At 33.2% G+C, this 20,745-nt stretch carries 12 protein-coding genes and 1 pseudogene; 4 read left to right on the top strand and 9 right to left on the bottom strand.

Going from position 1 to position 20,745, the window contains the following annotated elements; all coding sequences use genetic code 11:
- Nucleotides 1-114: 114 nt before the first annotated feature.
- From IPO86_03200 to IPO86_03170, 7 genes and pseudogenes are all read right to left on the bottom strand, one after another.
- Nucleotides 115-2,340, bottom strand: coding sequence for a TonB-dependent receptor (locus tag IPO86_03200; protein MBK9727105.1), 2,226 nt, complete (start codon nt 2,338-2,340; stop codon nt 115-117).
- Nucleotides 2,341-2,682: 342 nt separating this feature from the next.
- Nucleotides 2,683-5,087 (bottom strand): annotated as a pseudogene (locus IPO86_03195) (copper-translocating P-type ATPase).
- Between the two features lie 375 nt (nt 5,088-5,462).
- Nucleotides 5,463-6,512, bottom strand: a complete 1,050-nt coding sequence (gene recA / locus IPO86_03190) for a recombinase RecA (protein ID MBK9727104.1) — start codon at nt 6,510-6,512, stop codon at nt 5,463-5,465.
- A 946-nt stretch (nt 6,513-7,458) separates the two neighbouring features.
- Nucleotides 7,459-8,811, bottom strand: a complete 1,353-nt coding sequence (locus tag IPO86_03185) for a RagB/SusD family nutrient uptake outer membrane protein (protein ID MBK9727103.1) — start codon at nt 8,809-8,811, stop codon at nt 7,459-7,461.
- 28 nt (nt 8,812-8,839) lie between these two features.
- The gene (locus tag IPO86_03180; GenBank protein ID MBK9727102.1) at nt 8,840-11,914 is read right to left on the bottom strand and encodes a TonB-dependent receptor; all 3,075 of its coding nucleotides are present in this window, start codon (nt 11,912-11,914) and stop codon (nt 8,840-8,842) included.
- Nucleotides 11,915-12,035: 121 nt separating this feature from the next.
- Entirely contained in the window at nt 12,036-12,713 is a 678-nt protein-coding gene (locus IPO86_03175; GenBank protein MBK9727101.1) for an SOS response-associated peptidase, read from the bottom strand.
- A 19-nt stretch (nt 12,714-12,732) separates the two neighbouring features.
- Nucleotides 12,733-13,515 (bottom strand): SPOR domain-containing protein, encoded by a 783-nt coding sequence (locus IPO86_03170; GenBank protein MBK9727100.1) that lies wholly within the window; start codon nt 13,513-13,515, stop codon nt 12,733-12,735.
- A 198-nt stretch (nt 13,516-13,713) separates the two neighbouring features.
- Between IPO86_03170 and IPO86_03165 the strand changes: the two genes are divergently transcribed.
- On the top strand, nt 13,714-14,928 hold the full coding sequence (locus IPO86_03165) for a trypsin-like peptidase domain-containing protein (GenBank protein MBK9727099.1): 1,215 nt from the start codon (nt 13,714-13,716) through the stop codon (nt 14,926-14,928).
- Nucleotides 14,929-15,106: 178 nt separating this feature from the next.
- A complete protein-coding gene (locus IPO86_03160) occupies nt 15,107-15,823 on the top strand; it encodes a ComF family protein (protein MBK9727098.1) in 717 nt (238 codons plus the stop codon).
- Nucleotides 15,824-15,973: 150 nt separating this feature from the next.
- Here the strand turns inward: IPO86_03160 and IPO86_03155 are convergent, their stop codons facing one another.
- Nucleotides 15,974-16,933, bottom strand: coding sequence for a hypothetical protein (locus tag IPO86_03155; GenBank protein ID MBK9727097.1), 960 nt, complete (start codon nt 16,931-16,933; stop codon nt 15,974-15,976).
- Nucleotides 16,867-18,885, bottom strand: coding sequence for a hypothetical protein (locus IPO86_03150; GenBank protein ID MBK9727096.1), 2,019 nt, complete (start codon nt 18,883-18,885; stop codon nt 16,867-16,869). Before IPO86_03150 ends, IPO86_03155 begins: the two co-directional genes overlap by 67 nt.
- Nucleotides 18,886-18,999: 114 nt before the next feature.
- Here IPO86_03150 and IPO86_03145 point away from each other — a divergent pair, with 114 nt between their 5' ends.
- Entirely contained in the window at nt 19,000-19,872 is an 873-nt protein-coding gene (locus IPO86_03145; protein MBK9727095.1) for a M23 family metallopeptidase, read from the top strand.
- 459 nt (nt 19,873-20,331) lie between these two features.
- Nucleotides 20,332-20,739, top strand: coding sequence for a hypothetical protein (locus IPO86_03140; GenBank protein ID MBK9727094.1), 408 nt, complete (start codon nt 20,332-20,334; stop codon nt 20,737-20,739).
- The last annotated feature ends 6 nt before the right edge of the window (nt 20,740-20,745 follow it).

The raw sequence follows: 20,745 nt of genomic DNA, 5'->3' as shown, positions 1-20,745 counted from the left end.
TTCACATGGAGCCTACGTTGTGCAATGCTCCATTATATGAATAGATTAAAAACCAACAAAAATTAAGAGTAAATATTTAATAGCTACTCACATTCGTTCCCTTAAAAGCATTCATCAATAATTACTTATTGGCTTCCCTGCTACATTATTTGCTTGTACATTTAAAGAATAGCCAACCGTTAATGAAAACGTTCTGCCATCCGAAGGCCAGATTCCTGGACCTGGATAAAACTGTGGTCTTTTAGTGAAATAATGGGCATCTAATATATTATTCCCATTAAGTTGTACTTTAAGATTTTCTGTAAAAACCATAGTAAGATTTAAATCCAAAATATGGTAGGATGGCACTAATCCGGAAGCACCATTTAATGTAGGCTGCACCGTATTTAATGCATCTGCAAAGGACTCTGAAGTAAAGCTACTTAAAGCAGTTAAACTAAGCTTTGAATATTTAAAAGTGAATCCATTTCTAGAGATCCATTCAGGTACACTTTCCACTTTATTTCCATCTACACTAATATTATCATTCCCAGATCGAATGACTGCATCTTTGTATTTAGCATCCATATATGAAGTGGATGTAAAAAAGTTTAGACTGGATTTTTTACCAAGAGAAATATCTACTTGCATAAAGCATTCCACACCTTTTGTTTGTGAATTTCCAATATTCGTTCGATAAATAATTAAATTTCCTGCACTGTCTTTTTGTGCAATGGTGCCTAAACGATTATTATAATCAACCATAAATCCGGTTACATCCCATTTAAAAAACTTCCAGGATCCTCGAAATCCTAATTCCAGATTTGAACCTTCAGCATCTTGAAGATTTGAATTTGATTTTTCGAAAATAGAACCCGGTATAATGTCTTTTAAGATTACAGGTCGATATGCTTGAGACCATCCTCCATAAATATTATTTTTTGAATTGAATGCATATTCAGCATTCACACCAAAAAGAGGAAAAGAATGCTTAATCGTATTTGGCAATTTATCATCCGGATAATAATTAATTTTACCTGATAAATTACTTTCACCAATTTCAACACGCATACCTACATTCAATGAAAATTTTTCAAAAGCTACCAATCGATTTTCAGCAAAAACAGCTATGTTTTTTGTTTTAAAATGTAAATCCCTGCCAAATCCTGGACTAACAAGCGACAAATCAAAATCAGTTCCAGTAGTTCCTTTTCCAAGCTGCATTCTATTTAAATCATTATTCATATACTGCATTCCTGCAACCAGGGTACTTGTCTGCTTCAGAAGTTTATAGGATTGTAATATTTTTAATTCGCTGGTAAAACTATTAAATTCATCAATATCTACTTGTCGGTTATTATATTGTAATGTTGCAGCTACAATGGTATCCTTAATATTTGTTGGTTTATCAAATAAAACACTATTTCGATACCCGTGAACTGCTGATGTTGTTAAACTGAGTTTTGTATTTTGCCCAATTTTCCAATTCAGTTTAATGGATGGAACATGAATATCTGGGTTATAATAATTTCGGGTACGGGTTGCTGCCCTTGGATCTTTTTCAAATTCGGCATCTGTTAATGCACCTGCCAAATGAATAAGATAATTTGAATGCGTCCATTCAAATTTTAAATGAACTGCATCTGAAATATCATAATATAAGGAAATATTTTCTGCATTATATTTAGAATCACCAAAATGCCGATATCCTGTATTCGATTTTTTTGCCAACCAGGCATTGTAGCGAAATTTACCAAGGGTTCCTGAAAGTGCATTATAAGTACTTAGCAAGCCATAAGAACCTATCGTATTGATTGTTTCAAATCCAAGCTTTTTATCTGTTGGTTTCTTGTCCACGTAATTTATTAATCCACCAAACTGAGCACCATATTGTAAGGATCCCGTACCGCGAACTAATTCAATTCGCTCTACTGCTTCCATGGGTATATTATAGTGACTCGCTGGATACCCGTACATATCTGAATTCGTTATTACACCATCTTTGCGAATATTAAATTCCCAGCCGCGATGTGGATCTAATCCTCGTGTTGAAATATTCATTTGATTTCCGGTGCCATCCATATCATAAACAAATACACCTGGAACTTTAGAAAATATTTGACGGCCATATTTTTCGGATAATGCTACATCCTTATTAGTGAGTTCAATAATTTCATTTTTCTTACCTGAATAAATAAAATTATTCTGAATCGCATCCAATCGATTAATATCCGGACTATTTCGATTTCCTCCGATCTCAATTACTTTCAGATTAATATTTTTTATACTGTCATTAAAATCCTGAGAAATAATATCCGAATTCAAACAACAAAATAATAGTAAACTTAGGGTATACTTCATATATCAACAATTTATACAAAGTTAGATAACCAGATACTATAAATTTTTAAAACTTATGTTAATATTTAACAACTTGAATTGCATTAAAATATATTGAAAATTAAAAAATGTGTAAATGATAGGATTCTAAGAAAATAGATCAATTCTTAAAATGAAATTAGAATTTATAAAGTATCACTCCAAGATATTCCCTCCACCAGAATTAAGCTTGTTGGAATTTATAGAAATCAAATAATTGCAAATCTTAAATATAAATAAAGGGTTTCCAATGTTTCAACTATTTTTCAATTACGCTGTCGGCAATATAGAGTAGAAATTAAAGTTTGTATAATTTGACTCATTTTAGATTCGTTGAAATTTTAAACGCAAACTATTACTTACTACACTAACACTACTTAATGCCATTGCAGCACCTGCCAACATTGGATTCATGGTATACCCGATCAAAGGATCTAAGATCCCTGCTGCTATTGGTATTCCAATCACATTATAAATAAATGCCCAAAATAAATTTTGTTTTATGGTACGTAATGTTTCTTTCGATAGTCTGATAGCTTGTGGCACTTTTAATAAATCGGAAGCTAAAATTATCATATTTGAAGATTCCTTGGCAATGTCTGAACCGCTTCCCATTGCAATACTTACATCTGATTGTGCTAAAGCTGCACTATCATTGATACCATCACCAACCATACCTACAATTTTAAATTGTGCTTGTAAGGATTTTACAAAATCGATTTTTTCTTGCGGACTTAAACCTGATTTAAAATTTTGAATTCCAACTTTTTGGGAAACATGCTCCGCAATTTTTTCATGATCCCCTGTCAACATCCATGTTGAAATTCCTAATACTTTGAGTTGCTCAATTGCTTCCTTTGAGTTTGGCTTTATCTGATCCTCTATCGCAAATAAAGCAAGAACTTCTGTGCTATTTGAAAACCATACTAAACTCTTTAATTCATTTGTAAATCGATTCGCAATATGATTCGCACTTTCAATATTATGGATGCTGTTGTTTCTAATTAAACTTGCACTTCCAACAAAGTACTGTTCTTCTTTACTGCTTGCTTTTATACCAAATCCACTTAGGTTTTCAAAATGATCTAAGGCAATGTGTTTGGTTTCTTTTAAATAAACAGCTACAGAATTTGATAATGGATGCTCCGATAATTGTACAATACTTGCTAAAATGGATTCCAAAAATGGTTCTTTTTAAACCAATGCACTTCCGTTACTATAGGCTTACCTTGTGTAATTGTGCCCGTTTTATCGAATACCAAAACCTGAATTTTATTAGCAAGCTCCAGACTTTCTGCGTTTTTAATAAGAATCCCTAGCTCCGCAGCTTTACCAGTTCCGACCATAATTGCTGTTGGTGTAGCAAGGCCTAATGCACAAGGGCAAGCAATAATTAATACTGTAACAAATGCCAATAATCCCTTTTGAATACCTTGAATTGGATCTAAAAATATCCATAATAAAAGTGCTAAGAATGCAATTCCTATAACAATTGGCACAAACACCCGCGCAATTTTATCAACCAATTTCTGTACAGGTGCTTTACTTCCTTGTGCTTGTTGTACCAAATGAATTATTTGAGAAAGTAAGGTTTCCTGTCCTACTTGCTTGGCTATATATTTTAAATGCCCTTTCTGATTTACGGTTCCAGCATACACTTTGATTCCAGGTTTTTTCAAAACGGAAACAGGCTCTCCACTTAACAAACTTTCATCTACATAGGATTCCCCAAATACAACTTCTCCATCCACCGCAATATTTTCACCCGGTTTTGCAATTAAGATATCGCCTTCCTTAACCTGTTCTATTGAAATCTTCTCAAAACCACCTTTTGTGGACTCTTTAGAAACCGTTTGAACTTGCAAACCTATCAATTTTTTAATCGCTAAATTAGTTTTGCTTTTTGCTTTTTCTTCTAGCCACTTACCTAATAATAAAAAAGCAATGACTACGGAAGCAGCTTCAAAATAAACAGTTGCATGGATCCCGCTTTCCGAAATAATTTTCGGAAATAAAACAGAAAACACACTTGTCAAATAAGCAACTCCAGAACTCATGGCAACAAGGGTATCCATGGAAACGCTAAAGTGCTTTGCTTGCTTAAATGCATTGATAAAATAATCTCTGCCAAACCATAAAATTACTGGAGTGGATAATATCCACATGAAAAGATTGGAGAATCTTAAATCCATAAAGAACATTCCAATAATTACAATGGGTATCGATAACACGATAGCTGAAATAGCTTTAAATTTTAATGTTTGTATATCCTTTCTTTGTATTTCTTCAAGATTTTCTTGCGCCTTTACACCTTCTTCAAGAAACAAATCATATCCAATAGATTGGACCGCTGCTTTCAATTTACGGGTATCAAAAATTCCAGGTATATACTCAACACTCAGCTTGGCTGTAGCATAATTAATATGTGCATTTAAAATTCCTACTTGCGAACTCAAAAGGGATTCTATAGAAAGTGCACAAGATGCACATGACATTTGAAGGACTGGTATTTCTTTTGTTACAGAAATAATTTTATAGCCTAACTTCTGAATCGAACTTAAAAGTGCAGAAAAATTAATTACTTCCTTGCCTTGTTCTAAAAAAATCCTCTGATTATTTTGTTCTACTCGATAAGATAGAATCCCTCTAGTTTTTAATAACAGGGATTCAATTAATTGAACGTCCTGAGTCTTTTGTATTCCTTGTAGCGGTATTATTATTTCAGACACGTTTAGAAATGGCTAATTTATTTAAAATTAAAGATTGTATATCTCTTTGTATTAACCTTCCATTTCCCAATTTGTTTTTTTCTTTCTTTTTTTCAACCTTAGAAACATACAAAGGGCATTCATTAATAAGAATAAATCTGGATTAACAGAAGCATGAATCCGTTTAAATGGCGGTTCCAAGATGTGTTCGTGTAAGGTTGATAGTAAACCCCTTGCTATTAAATAATAATAGCGAGACTACATTATCATCTCGCTATTTCGGATATATATATGGGAATTAGAAAAAAAGCAAAAATTGCTACTTATTTGGATTCCGTAATAATGCAACAAAAATAACATTTATCTTTTTGAATCCTAATTTTTGTAAAGAAAAAATTAACTTTCTTCTGCTTCTTCTCCAGCTACTGCTTTAACTAGTTTGCCACTTGCAAGTTTGGCTTTAATTTTCTCCTCTAATTCTTTTGCTAATTCAGGATTGTCTTCTATAAATTGTTTTGCAGAATCCCTGCCTTGAGCAATTTTTGTTCCTTCATAACTAAACCAGGAACCACTTTTTTGAATCACACTTAAATCTGCACCAAGATCTACTATTTCTCCTGCTTTAGAAATTCCCTGGCCATACATTACATCAAACTCAGCAGTTCTGAATGGTGGAGACAGTTTATTCTTAACCACTTTAACTTTCACTCTGTTACCCATAATATTGCCATCTTTATCTTTAATAGCATTACTAGTTCTGCGAATATCTAATCGGATAGAGGCATAAAATTTTAAAGCATTTCCTCCTGTTGTAGTCTCAGGATTGCCAAACATAACTCCAATTTTTTCACGAAGCTGATTTATAAAAATACAACAACAGCCAGTTTTACCAATAGTACCCGTTAATTTCCGGAGTGCCTGGGACATTAAACGAGCTTGTAGACCCATTTTAGACTCTCCCATTTCACCTTCAATTTCTGCTTTTGGAACCAATGCCGCAACGGAATCGATAACTATAATATCAATTGCACCAGAGCGAATCAAGTTTTCAGTAATTTCTAATGCTTGTTCACCATTATCTGGTTGAGAAATTAATAAATCCTCTGTATTAACTCCTAAGGCTTCGGCATAAGCCCTATCAAATGCATGTTCAGCATCAATAAATGCGGCAATACCACCTTTCTTTTGACATTCTGCAATAGCATGGATAGCCAGCGTTGTTTTACCAGAGCTTTCTGGACCATAAATTTCGACCACACGACCTCTCGGTAAACCGCCAATTCCCAATGCAATATCCAAACCGAGTGACCCGGTGGAAATTGAATCTACCTCATCTAGTACTGGCTTGTCTCCTAATTTCATGATACTTCCCTTTCCATAGGTTTTCTCCAACCTGTCAACCGTGAGTTGCAGGGCTTTTAGTTTTTCTTCTCTTTCTTTAGACATATGATAATTTGTTATATAGATGCAAAAGTAATATATATTTAATGGTTCGATCTTTAAAATATAATTTCTTAGGATCGAATCTGCCTTGTATCAAAATAAATTCAATTCATTCCATTTGTGAATTATTTTCAAATACGTTTAAAAAAATCAGGGTTTACCCTGAGTGCTGTATCAGGGTAAACCCTGATTTTTTAATAATATTTTGAAATTGTTGATGTTTTCTGTAACATTGTTTCACCATTTATCGTTTTTAAATTATAAAACGTTTTCATATTCATATTCGGCCAATTTCATTTTTTTGGCAAACGTTTCATGAGATATTTATTTACAGGGATTATGAACCGCCTCTGTTGACAGCAATCGAGGCGGTTTTTTTTGAATTTTCCAAACTCCTTTAAATAGTTTATTCCACTCAAAGTTTACAAACCTTAATAGTTCTCCGTTCATTTTAAAAGTAATAAAATTATGAAGTAATTGCATTGTGTCTATAGTGTACAATATAAATAGGTTACTAAGTTATTGCAATTAAACTTACGTTCGTCTAGTATTTATTAAATGCCCCAAGATATTTATTCAACAAGCACTCTTTTCGATTCAATCCAAATTATTTAAGTTTAATATTTACTTCATGCATCTATCAATGGCAACTTTCCTTTACTGTTTGCACAGAATAAAATGGTTAGCTAATAATTTACAATGCTAATTCTTCTACAGATTCATTGATAAATTAAAATAAAACGATCCACGTTCAAACTTATAAAATAATAAAATGAACGCAAGCTTAAACCAAAATTAAGGGCTCCATTTTAGATCCTTAGAATAGCACTTTTCAGCAAAAAAATTAACTTTGATGGTATCCATTAAATACTTAAAAAAATTGTCTGAATAATTATAATGTCGTTTTTGCTAATTTCAATTTTTGAATAATAATAGACCTGGGCATTAATTAATATCCATCATTTTGAGTCAATGCTTTATTTGTATCCATTTCTCGCTGTGGAATTGGCAATATCAAACTTGGATCATTATAAGGCAAATCTCCAATTTTACGCTGTGTACGTTTAAGATCCTGTAATAAATTACCTTCAAATGCCAACTCAAGCTTACGATCAAACAAGATTCGATCAAGATTTATATCTGTATCCAATAATGGTTTTGCGCCTGCACGATCCCGGATTAAGTTTAAATCCTCCAAAGGACTTGCACCTGTTGTTAAACCTAATCTAAAATTGCACTCAGCTCGGATAAAATACATTTCTGCTAACCTGATAACAACTACGTCACCTATTGCTTCATTAAACTTATTTGTAAAATGACGCATACTTGCTTCTGAAAAAAATGTACCCCGTGGATCATCTGTTTCATAGAGCTCTAAATGCTTATTTTGAATTCTTATATCCCCACGTCCTTGAAAATCAGCAGGTGCATAATAAGTATTCATTGCATTTAAACCATCTTGTTGCGTTACAATTATTTTAAAAATACTTTCATTAATTTGCCCTACACTTTCATCTACAAACAGTGCTTCAAAATTTGTTGATAGTGAATGTTTGCCAGATGCAATTACAGCATTTGATGATTCCAAAGCTGCTGTATAATTTCCTTGAATTAAATACACTTTTGATAAAAATGCAGTTGCGGCAGTCGACAAAGCAAATCCAGAATTCTCTACAGCTTGTTGTTCAGGCAATTTTTGTTCAGCAATTTTTAAATCTTCAATGATTTGTGTGTACACGGCTGCCACAGAGGCCCTGGGGCGAAAATCATTCTGTGTAACTACCTTCGTTGGAGTAAGAACCAATGGAACACCAGGATTTATATTATTATCACCATCTCCCCATGTTTTTGCAAACAGATTCACAAGTCCAAAATATACGATCGCTCGAATAAAACGGGCTTCTCCTTCTACTTTATTTTTGTCGGATTCATCAAGTTTGTCTATTGCTGAAAGTACATTATTTGCTCTGTTTATAGCAGTATATGATTCTTGCCAACTTCTCCATACTATGATATTTCCGGTTGTTATAGTCTTACGCCAAACCTCACTAAGTTCTGTAAATGTGCCTCCAAATATCACTTCTCTGTCATCTCCCAGAAGTTCAGGTATAAATTGAAATCCCCCTCCAAAAACATTTTCACTTGAAATTCCATCGTATGCCCCAATTAATGTCACTTTAACATCTTGTGCCGTTTTAAGCGCTGTGGTTTCATCAATTTCTTGTGTTGGATTGACATCTAATTTATGATCGCAAGCAACAAGAATTAAACAGATGAATAGTATTAAATTAATTTGTTTCATATGATTCTTTTTGTTTTTATGATTTAAATTAAAAACGAATATTTATACCTCCCATTATGGTTCTTGGGACAGGTGCCGTATAAAAATCATAGCCTTGTGCTACATTATTTTCTAAAGCATCTGTATTTACTTCTGGGTCCCAATATGGATATTTTGTAATTGTCAGTAGATTTAAACCGGTAATAAAAATTCTAGCTTGGGTCATTCCTGCTTTTTTAATACACTGTAAAGGCAAGTTATAAGATAAACTTGCACTTCGCAATCTCACAAAGGATCCATCCCGAATATAACGACTTGAAGGTTGTGCACCATTGTCATAATACAAACGAGCTTCCGGAATATTTGTATTCGGATTTTCAGAAGTCCAGGAATTTAATTGATCTGTCGTTTGATTATCTTCATAGCGGCCATTTGCAGAAGCGAACTGTCCGATTCCATAAAAATTGATTAAATTTCCTTGAACAACATTCCAAAGCATAAAGAATTCAAAACGTTTATATTTAATGGTACTTGTCAATCCACCAATCCATTTCGGCTGAGCATCTCCAATTATTACGCGTTCTGCTTCTGAATAATCTGCAGTCGTTGTTCTATCAATTTCACCATTGGGTCCTTCAATATTTTTATACCAAAGTGCGTCACCAGTATTTGGATCGACACCTGCATATTCAGGTGTAAAAAATACACCAATTGATTGCCCTTCTATAGCTCGACTCATATTCGCAAAACCATTCTCAATAATTTGACCTTGAATGTCAATAATTTTATTTCGGTTAATGCCAAGAGTAATACCTGTTGACCATTTCAAATTATTTCGATTCAATACATTTCCATTCAAAACCAATTCAATGCCTTTATTTTCAAGTTTCCCAACATTTTGAATTTGAGTAGAAAAACCGGTAGTTGCTGGAACATTAACATTTAATAAAAGTCCTGTGGTTTTTTTTGTATATAAATCCAGTTCCCCTGTAATGCGATCATTTAAAAATCCAAAATCTATCCCCAAATCAAATTGATTAGTGTTTTCCCACTGCAGGTCTGGATTGCCTAATTGAGAAGGTCGTTGTCCTGGAAAACCACCATAACCTGCATCTCCCGAATATAAAGCTAATTGAGGTAAATCTCCAATTTCAGCATTTCCTGTACGACCATAACTAGTTCTTAATTTTAAAAAACTGATTTGACTATTATCCGACATAAATCCTTCATCCGTTAATATCCAGCCAAATGAAACAGCTGGAAAAAATCCGTAACGGCTATCTTTTCCAAATCTTGAAGATCCATCAATCCTTCCACTTATACTCGCCAAATATCGATTTAATAATTTATAATTGGCTCTTGCAAAATAAGATACAAACCGAAAATTACTTTCTGTAGAACTCCCTCTACTTATTTTTGCAGCACTTGCAATTTTCTTATATGCATCAGATGGAAAATCTGTTCCAGTCACTGAATTAAATTGATTTTGAGATTGTTGATATGAAAATCCTGCTGTAATATTAAAATCATGATTTCCAAATCCTTTTTCATAATTGAAAAAATTATTTGTATTATAATTTTCTACACGGTTAAATCGATTAAAACCATAGCCTAATGGGAATCCATTGTTGCGTTGCGTAATACTGTTAAAGTAGGCTTCTTCTTGTTGATTCAATAAATCAATACCAAGTTCTGATCTGAATGTAAAACCTGTAAAAATATTTAAGGATCCATACACGGTTGTTAAATTCCGATGAATCGTTGTATTTAATGATCCATTATTTAGATTTAACAAGGGATTATAATAAAGGGGTAAATTAATATCTCCTGGAGGCGAACCAATCAGAAGTCCTGTAGTTGGATCAATTTTTGGAGAAAGCGGAGTGGCTGCAATAATTTGTAATGGATTATCAAAATTATTATCATTATTAATTCGATTATTTAAGGTTCTTGCCAAACCCATACTAAATCCAAAATTTAAATACTTATTAGCCTGGTGATCTAGATTCATACGTCCTGAAATTCTTTTAAGTTTATTGCCTACCAAAATACCCGTCTGATCTAACACTTGACCTGATACAAAAAATTTAGTTTTCTCACTTCCACCATCTAAACTTAAGTCAATTTGTTTTTGAGGTGCTGTTTGAAAAGCAAGTTCATCCCAAGGTGTATCTGCTTGGTCTACAGTACCATAGGTGCCTACACTTATAGCATCAAAGAAAGATAAAATATACCCAGTATAAGAATCGGGACTTTGAGGATCCAATCCATCAATGCGATCAGAATTATTAGCTGCTTTTGTGTAATAATCAATGTATTGAGCAGAATTTAAAAAATCTACTTTCTTTGCAGCTTTCCCGCTTCCAAACTGAATTCCAAAATTTATATTAGTTTTTCCTTCCTTTCCTCTTTTAGTGCTTATTAAAATAACACCATTTGAGCCTCGCGAACCATAAATTGCTGCAGCTGAAGCATCTTTTAATATTTCAATGGATTCAATATCTTCAGGATTTATATCTACTATTGAGTTCGTCGCACCGACACTTATATCCGATAAATTTGCTGTGGTAATGGGAATTCCATCAACTACATATAATGGTTGGTTTGAAGCAGAAACAGAAGAATTACCTCGAATTCTAACTTGCATAGCCTGTCCTAATTTTCCTGTACCTGCATTTACTTGAACACCAGCAGCAGTACCTTGTAATAATTGTTCAACACTATTGACCGGAATATCCTTAACATCTTCTGCTCTTATTTTAGAAATATTACCGGTTAAGTCCCTTTTAATTTGTGAACCATACCCTGTTACAATAATTTCAGATAATAATTGCAAATCTTCTGCTAATTGAACATTAAAATTCATATCATTTCCAATATTTACTTCTTTAGAACTATAACCCAAATAACTAAAAATGAAAACAGAATTTGGCGCAGCTTCCAAATTATAGTGACCATCCTCACCAGTTACCGTAGCTTGTTTGCTAACTTTATTAAATACATTGACTCCGATAAGGGAAGCTTTATCTTTTGCCGAATATACCTTCCCGCTTATCATCCGGTTCTGTCCAAAACAAAGAAAGGAGCTAAAAAATAAAATTGAGATTGAAATACGATATTTCATAATAACGTCTTTTACGAATAGAAAAATGAAGAATATTTATTTACAATACAAATAGCACTGCAATATAAAAGTAATGTTAATAATATATTTATTTAATAAATTTAATAAAACGAGCTAAGCTTTAGCGTGGCAAAATCAGGGTTTTATCATTATTACGCACATTGTTGACGGCATCCGAAACTTCGTAAGCAGTCATCCATTCATTGGGATAAGCTTGTAACAATGCCATGGATTGTTCAATAGACAAGTCCTCTTCCAACCAGTTCTTTTCATCTTCAGGTAATAAAATTGAGGGCATCCGATCATGGATAGTGGACATGAATTGATTTGCAGCTTGTGTAATTATTGTAAAACTTCGAATAATATTACCATTCGGATCTTTCCAATTGTCATATAAACCTGCAATAGAAAATATTTCCTGGTTTTTAACTCCAATACGCAATGGAATTTTTTGTTTTCCATTCGTTTTTTGCCATTCATAAAATCCATCCATCGGCACCAGGCAACGACGCTTTTGTAAACCAGATTTAAAAAATGGTTTCTCTAATAATCCTTCGATACGAGCATTGATCATTTTACTTCCAATGCTTTGATCCTTTGCCCAAAATGGAATTAATCCCCATTTGTAATACTGAAAATGAAGTACATCTTCCTGAGGAATAACAGGGTGAAAATGTGTTGGTGCAATATTAAAACTTGGAAGTGGGTTATACCTTTCCAGATCTTCTGAATAAAACGTAGCATTAAAACGTTCTTCCAGTTCGGATTCAACTTTTGTTAGCGAACCCCTGCCGCACATAGCAATCGAATAATATAAATTACTTTGCTTTTAAAAATGCTTTTTCGCCTTTTCCAGTTAGTTTATTAACTATTTTTTCAGCATCCTGGCGACTGTTATAAGTACCAACAACTGCAGAATAATATTCAGACGATCCGAATACTTTTTTCATTGCAGTAGTATATCCCATCTTTTTTAACTTCTTTACCTGATCATCAGCATGTGCCGGAACAATAAAGCTTCCTGAAATTACATAAAATCCGTTAGTAGAACTTGCTGCAGGCTTTGCAATTGGCTTTTTTGTATCTGCCTTCTTTTCAGCAGGTTTCATGGAAGTTTTTGCAGCTGTTGCCGGTTTTGTGCTAGAAGACGGACGATTTTTAGTTGTCGATGCTGTTTTATTTGAGGTACTGGTTTCTGCTTTCGGACTGCTCACTTTTTCTGATACTTTCTGGGCTTTTGGATTCGTATTTACCGCAGCAGATTGCTCTGTAGCAGGAACTGGCTTACTGTAATCGATCGTTCCTTTTGAAGGCATATTGTTCGTAGAATTCACAGATTCGCCTTGTGTATTCGATTGATTTTCAGCAGGAGCGCCTACTTTATCTGGCAATTGTCCGGTCAGATCTAATACCATACTATCTTCCGATGTGAGGGCTGTTTGATTGTGCTGATGTTGATCCATAAACAAACTATCGGTCATTTCTGAAGTTGGCGGAATGTCGTCAACGGGTGTTTTACTGCGTTTATAAATCATATATGCAATGGCAACTACCAGGAGTACCAATAGAAGGTATAAAAGAATTCGAATTAAGTTTTTCATTATGGCTAATTTTTAATCTAAGAACAAAGATACAACATTTTATAAATTATTAAAATTTATTATATGTATTTAAGAATATCCTCCTTGTCGGCTGATGCCTATTCAACCGCAATAGTTAAATCCATGTTAAACTCAAATTTGATTGCATTCTAAGTTCGAACAAGCCGTTTTAAATTTGTTATCTAAAATAAAAAATCTATGAAAAATTTCATCTCTAATTTACTTCCGGGTATTGCAGGAGGAGCTTTGGTTTTGGGAAGTTTTTTATGGTATCATTCCAATACGACCCATTCCATCTCCGATCGCAGTTATACACATCAAGTTAATGAAGCAATTCCTGTTACTGTAGGTCCAGATTTTTCAATTGCCGCTGAAAAAGCACTCAATGTAGTGGTCCAGATTAACGCTCAGGAAAGTGAAAAGCTGGCAAGGCAAAAAATGGAGGAAAACAACCCTTTTGGAAATCATCCTTTTTTTAGGGAATTTGAACTTCGAGGTTTTGGATTTTTAAATCCTTACCAACAACAGAAAAAAGGGAGCGGTAGTGGTGTTATTTATTCTAATGATGGATATATCGTTACAAATAATCATGTGGTTGAATTTGCAGACGATGTAGAAGTTATTTTGAAAGATGGCAGAAAATTTAAAGCAAAAAAAATTGGTACTGACCCAAGAACAGATTTAGCGGTATTAAAAATTGAAGCAAGCAATTTACTGGTACTTCCGCTTGCAAATTCCGATGCGATCAAAGTAGGTGAATGGGTATTGGCAGTTGGAAATCCATTTGGATATTTAACATCAACTGTTACCGCAGGTATTATAAGTGCAAAAGGACGTGATTTAAATTTACTTGATAATCAAGAAGATAGTGAATATTATAATCCATATGGAATGCAAAATAATCGTCCAATACAGGGTATTGAAGAATATCTTCAAACAGACGCTGCAGTCAATCCAGGCAATAGTGGAGGCGCTTTGGTAGATGTCATGGGTAGATTGGTAGGCATTAACTCAGCGATTGCTTCAAAAACAGGATATTATGCCGGATATTCTTTTGCAATTCCTTCAAATCTGATGCGTAAAATAATTCAGGAATTAATTGATCATGGTTCATTTGATAGAGGACGGTTTGGAGTAGGGGTTGTAAATGTTGATGAAGAATTAAAGAAAGAAATGAACTTAAATATAAATAATGGCGTTCTAATTACAGAACTTGAAGACAAAGGGTCTGCAAAATTTGCCGGATTATTACCTAATGATATTATCATAGAAATAAATAATAAACCGATAAAAACTGTGGAGGATTTACAAAAAGTTGTAGCTTTGACCAAGATTGGCGAGACACTTTACACCAAGATCATCCGAGATGGTCAACCTAAAGAGATACCCGTCAAAATTAAAAAAATGATATAAATTGTATAGTAGCCATTTGTAGCTTTCTATAAAGTTGGTTTTTCGTTTTGTTTGAAGGTCCCGGTCAATTTTGGCCGGGATTTTTTTTTGTCTTAAAAAATAACTGCGCTTTCTCACCAACTCACATAAATTCCTGGTAAAATTCCACAACTTCTTTATTTTTGTTGGGAGAACAACTATGGACACCTTTAAACTCCGGAAGGACTTGCTTTTTTATTGGGAGCGAATTTTAGATATATTCTATCCTGTACTTTGCATCGTTTGTGGTCATCGCACCCATTCTGCCACAGAATTGTATTGTATGGATTGTCAATACCAATTGCATCCTACTGGAATGTATAAGCATAAAGAAAATGAATTTACTGCTCATTTTATGGGTAGAACTGAACTGGAATCTGGTGCAGCATTATATTATTACATCAAAGGTGGTAGATTTCAACAAGCCATTCAATTGCTTAAATATAAAAATCGTGCTGATATTGGTTTGCGCTTAGGTGCATTTTATGGAATGCTTTTAAGAGATTTTGAACCTTATAGATCCGTCGATTTGATTATTCCCGTTCCACTCCATCCAAAACGACAAATTCAAAGAGGCTATAATCAAAGTGCTATGATATCTCAAGGACTCTCAAGTTCAATGCATATTCCCTGGAAAGAAAATATCTTAACACGCAAAAAAGAAACTTTTACTCAAACCGAGAAAAACCGACAAGAACGTCTGCGAAATATGCAGTCTGTCTTTGAATTAAATAAAGCAGCTGAGATCCAAGGAAAACATATTTTACTGGTCGATGATATTCTAACTACTGGAGCTACTTTAGAAGCTTGTGCATCTGTATTGAAGAAAGCAAAATCTGTAAAAATATCGATGGCTACTCTTGCTATCGCTACTTGATCAAATTAAATATTAAAGGGGTCTTGCTATGAACACTGATTTGGAATTATAGAAATATTAAATTATTGAACCCAAGTCAACTATAATAAGATGTTTAGTGGAAATTGCAATTCAATCAAATCTGAATTAAAAGATTAAAAATAAATCGAATCAATTTCCATCAAGATAATTCTTCTTAAAGAAAGATTTATACTCACTTAATGTTTTTATACGAAGTATTTCTCTGTAATTATTTTGAGTTAAAGCATATACTTCCCAATTATCAAATCCTGTAATATATTCCTTTGGTTTTCTTTGAATACCATTATAATATTTCATGGCAGCCGCTTTATTATCAAATTTGCGAACTAAAATTAAAGGTTGATTGGAATCTACATCAAGATCCACACTGGTCATTTTTAAATTTTCAGGTTTGTGATAATTTTGATGATAATCAGAAATTGCAATCTTTGCTTTATCAACAGCTTTCTCTGGAGGATCATACATAACAATTAAAATAAAATGCAATTTATCATCTTCCATTTTAAAATTGGTTTTATCCAATTCAGTTTGGCTGATTTCAATAAATGCATCCTGATCTCCTTTTAGAAATCTCAAAATTTCCTTCGCTTTTACTTCCTCCGCTGTGGAAGGATAATTTGCAACAACATCTCTTAGTGCATTTATATAAACATCCTTCCCTTGGGTATTGCCTAGACACATAGCTGCTAACAAGGCCACTTTTGCCTGCAAAATATGTGGAGGCCTGATTTTATTCTTTAAAATCTGCAAGGCTTCAAACGCTTCATTAAATTTATTCGAAGCATATAAATTATAAGCATTGGTATAGTCAATTGAAATTTCATCCCGCTTTGCCAGGATTGTTTTTACATATTCAGGATCTGATAATATTTTTGAATAATGACTATTTGGAAATTCATAAATAATTTTATCCTTATAGGAGTTAGCACAGGCTAAATCCTTTAAATCTATACAATTCAAATATAAATAATAGAGTGCATCCGCTTTGCGTTCAGTTGTCGGATATTGATCCAATAAATTTTTTAAAGTACTTGTAGATTTTGTATAATTTTCAAGTTTTTCACGATAGAGTATACCGATAGCATACATTGATTCTGAGATTTTTTCTTAGCCTCAGCAATCTCTTCTGGTGTATCCGGCACGCCACTTAAAAATTGTGCTAAATCAGATTCTAGGGTATCCTGATCTTCTTCTGTTCGCTCCACTTTAATCTCATTGATTGCAAATGAGTTTTTATTTTTCCTTCGCCAATTATCTTCTAATGGCCGATTTCCCCAGTTCTGTTCAAATTCAGAACGACCTCTATTAACGGAACGTTGGTCATATGCAAAAAAGCTACTGTTTGCTTTTTTAGCGTCCTGCCTTTTCTCTAACTCACGTCCAAAAGGATTGGCAGATTCTGCATCAAGTTCCATAAACTTTGACCGCAAATCTTTACCCATATTAGGTTCTGCTACTTTTGCTTTTTTAGCATTTTTTAATTGAATGGCATAAGCTCGTTTATCTTTCACAGATAAAGCAGCAATTTTCAACATACTATCTTGTAAAGAAATATTTTGAAGGTGTTGAGCAATTTCTTCCAGATTTGCTAAAATTCTTGAAATACTTCCTCTTCGCTCATCATTTTTGGTCAATACATTTAAAGTACTATCGTAATATAATTTTGCTTTAAGATAATCCTGTTGATCAAAATACAAATCTGCTAATTTTGAATAAGAGTCCGCTTTTTGTGAATTGGTAACATTTGGAGATTGTAGAGATAAATTAAATTGATCAACAGCTTGTTCTTTTTTGTTCTGGTTTAAACTGATGATCGCTAAGGAATAATACAGTTCCCCTTGATAATCTTTATTCTTTGGATCTTTTAACAATTTCTGAATATTCGCAATTACTTGTTCAGATGCAGCTCCTTCTGTCGCATCATTTAAAAATAAATTCATTTTTGCATGGAAGCTTAGGTCATAACCAGGTTTCCATTTTATGCATTGAGCAAAATATTGATTTGATGATTCAATTCTTCCTGCTCGTTGATATAATTGACCAACGATATAAGCGTATCTGGATTTTACTTTTTTTGATTTTGTATTATCAATTGCCAATTTTAAAGACTGAATTGCTTGTTCGTACTTTCCGGTTTTAACATATAAATCTGCAAAAGAAGCGTAGAGTTCGCCTTTCAAAGATTTAGGAGCCAGCGGATCATTATCCACCCGTTTAAATAATTGTTCAGCCTCATAAGGTTTGCCCCGTTCTATAAGATTTTTACCTGCCCAAATAGCGCCTTCCCAAAATGCCGGATAATGTGGAAATAACCAGGACCCTTCATTTGTAATTTTTGAATTGTCTTTCTTGGTTTCCTGAACTATATTGGTGGTTGTTTTAGTTTTTGATTCTGGAACACTTGTTTCCTTTTTTGCTTCTGTTGGTGGTGATTTAGATTTTTGTTTATTCTTTTTTGCCTTTTCCCTTGCTTTTTGCATTTCCTTACGCTCCTTTGCTTTTTGCTCGGCAGCTTTTTTACGCTCTTTTTTTACATCTTCAGCAGTTTCCTTCTTCTCTTTTGCAGTTTTCGTTTTTATTTTTTTAGCACTCACCTTATTTTTAAGCGGATCAAATTCATCCAAAAAAAAGCGAAATGAACTTTCAGCTGTTTCATAATCTTTCTTAATATACTGTGCTTTACATAAAATTAAATAACAGTCATCTGACCAATGACTCACCCGGTGAGCCAAAACAACATTGGAAACTTTCTCAATAGCCTTGTCTAATTTTGGTTTCTGCGCATCCGTATTTTCACTGGCATTATAAGTAAAAACTGGGAGGATCTTATTAAAATTATCTTTATAGGATTGATCTAAAGCCGTAATACTTTCTTGCATTATTTCGTTGGCATTGAAATAACCATTGTATTTTGCGGTGGTATTATGATAAAACTGGCCAAAAGCAGAAGTTTGACCTTTTTTGCGGTGAGTTACACAGGCATCAAACAAGAAAACACTGGATACGGCTACTAAAAATAGGATTCTGACTGTAATTTTCATGAAAAGCTAAGGAATGTCTATAATAACTAAAATCGCGCAAATTTATTATAAAATATAGTATTTTTAAGGATGGCTTTTGACTGGAACCAGAAGAAGAAGTGGATTAAGGAGCACTTGGAAAAACAATTTCTATTTATTATTAGAAATGAAGAATCCTTTGAAGAAACAGCCAGTTACCGCTTAACACTGCAAAATATTTACATTTTAGCAAGTACTATAGTGTTTATTTTAGGCTTATTTCTGTTCTTATTGATAGCTTTTACACCCTTAAAACGATATGTTCCGGGTTATGGCGATATAAGATCACAGGGCGATTTTATTAAATTAGAACAAAAAGTAACAAAACTTGAAGAAGAACTTCAGGCTCGGGAAACCTATATTTCAAGTGTAAAACGCATTCTAACTGGAAATCCAGAAACTAGCGCAGACGTCACTAAAAATATTCAAATTAAGCAAGAACGACCAGATCCTATGCCAAAAGTAAAGGAAGATAGTCTTTTACGGGCTGAATTTGAAGCTAACCAGGCCATGGAAAATCGATCCAAATCGGCAATCCAAACTCCTTCGTTTCAACAAACTAAGTCCAATTTTAAATCGTCAGATAGTGAAAGTTTTAAAGACCTACAGTTTACTTCCCCAATTCGAGGACCTCTGGGAGCCGCTTATAATCTCGAAAAAGGACATTTAGGAGTAGATATTATGGCAGCAAAAAATACTCCGATCAAATCTATGCTTGCCGGATCCGTTATTCAGTCAGATTGGTCCATTGAAAATGGACATACAATTGCCATTCAGCATGGTAATAATCTTGTTAGTATATATAAACACAATTCTGCCTTGCTCAAGAAAACAGGTGCTAGAGTCAAAGCCGGAGAAGCAATTGCCATAATTGGAAATACAGGTACTTTAACAAATGGACCCCATTTACATTTCGAATTATGGTACAAAGGCCGACCTGTAAATCCCACAGACTTCATCCGCTTTTAATGAATTTAGAGCTATCGTTAAAGGATGTTAAATTCTAATTATTTTTTAAAAAGTATAAAAAAACATTTGTTTTGTTTAATGCACAAATAAAGTAGCTACAAAATCAGCTGTTTAAATTTGAACTCTATTCTTTAAAATGAATCCGATTGTAAAATATTATGAATGCCATCAACGGTGAAAAAATAAAATATTCAATCTATACAGAATGCTACACCAATTAAAAATAATTTTCGCAAAAATATTTCCGATACCCTGTATAACAATACAACTTATTGCATAAAAATAAATATTCGATTTAAAATTCATGAATAAAATAACTCCATCTTGCTTTAATAAATTCAGTAAGCATACTGAATTTGAATACTTAATGCCAGTTTGATACTTTAAAATAGAAGTTATATTGTAAAAACCAATGGTTTAATGTAAATAAAATAAATATAAACAAAAATTTAATTGACTATGAATATAAAAAGTGAAACAATTTCAAAAGGGTTTGTTATAGCTGGATTCATGAATATGACAGTATTCGTTTTTTCAAGATTCTTTACAAATTCTGTTATTCCTGAATTTGATCCAGTTGTGATGTCAAATTTTGGATTATTAATGATTGTTCTTTGGGGCTTAGTCTATATATCCGTTGCAAAAAATTATCATCATGTAAAATGGCTCGTTGGCATTTTTGCTGTTGAAAAATTTATCTATGGTTTTAGCTGGATAAAATGGATGCTAAATAATAATGTTTCAGATGTTTTTACAAAAGATAAAATGGCTGGAATATTTTACGCTATTTATGGCGTAAATGATTGGATGTTCTTTATATTCTTTTTATTCGTATTCATACGTTTGACCAAATTTAGAAATAATTAATAAACA

The organism is Saprospiraceae bacterium, assembly GCA_016717265.1.
Lineage (GTDB): Bacteria > Bacteroidota > Bacteroidia > Chitinophagales > Saprospiraceae > Vicinibacter.
Note: the sequence above shows the minus strand (reverse complement) of the source record. Positions and strands in the feature narration are given on the sequence as shown.

Bases quoted from the DNA above. Each gene is read 5' to 3' on its own strand.
- IPO86_03200 (MBK9727105.1), bottom strand. From the start codon at position 2,340: ATGAAGTATACCCTAAGTTTACTATTATTTTGTTGTTTGAATTCGGAT.
- recA (MBK9727104.1), bottom strand. From the start codon at position 6,512: ATGTCTAAAGAAAGAGAAGAAAAACTAAAAGCCCTGCAACTCACGGTT.
- IPO86_03185 (MBK9727103.1), bottom strand. From the start codon at position 8,811: ATGAAACAAATTAATTTAATACTATTCATCTGTTTAATTCTTGTTGCT.
- IPO86_03180 (MBK9727102.1), bottom strand. From the start codon at position 11,914: ATGAAATATCGTATTTCAATCTCAATTTTATTTTTTAGCTCCTTTCTT.
- IPO86_03175 (MBK9727101.1), bottom strand. From the start codon at position 12,713: ATGTGCGGCAGGGGTTCGCTAACAAAAGTTGAATCCGAACTGGAAGAA.
- IPO86_03170 (MBK9727100.1), bottom strand. From the start codon at position 13,515: ATGAAAAACTTAATTCGAATTCTTTTATACCTTCTATTGGTACTCCTG.
- IPO86_03165 (MBK9727099.1), top strand. From the start codon at position 13,714: ATGAAAAATTTCATCTCTAATTTACTTCCGGGTATTGCAGGAGGAGCT.
- IPO86_03160 (MBK9727098.1), top strand. From the start codon at position 15,107: ATGGACACCTTTAAACTCCGGAAGGACTTGCTTTTTTATTGGGAGCGA.
- IPO86_03155 (MBK9727097.1), bottom strand. From the start codon at position 16,933: ATGTATGCTATCGGTATACTCTATCGTGAAAAACTTGAAAATTATACA.
- IPO86_03150 (MBK9727096.1), bottom strand. From the start codon at position 18,885: ATGAAAATTACAGTCAGAATCCTATTTTTAGTAGCCGTATCCAGTGTT.
- IPO86_03140 (MBK9727094.1), top strand. From the start codon at position 20,332: ATGAATATAAAAAGTGAAACAATTTCAAAAGGGTTTGTTATAGCTGGA.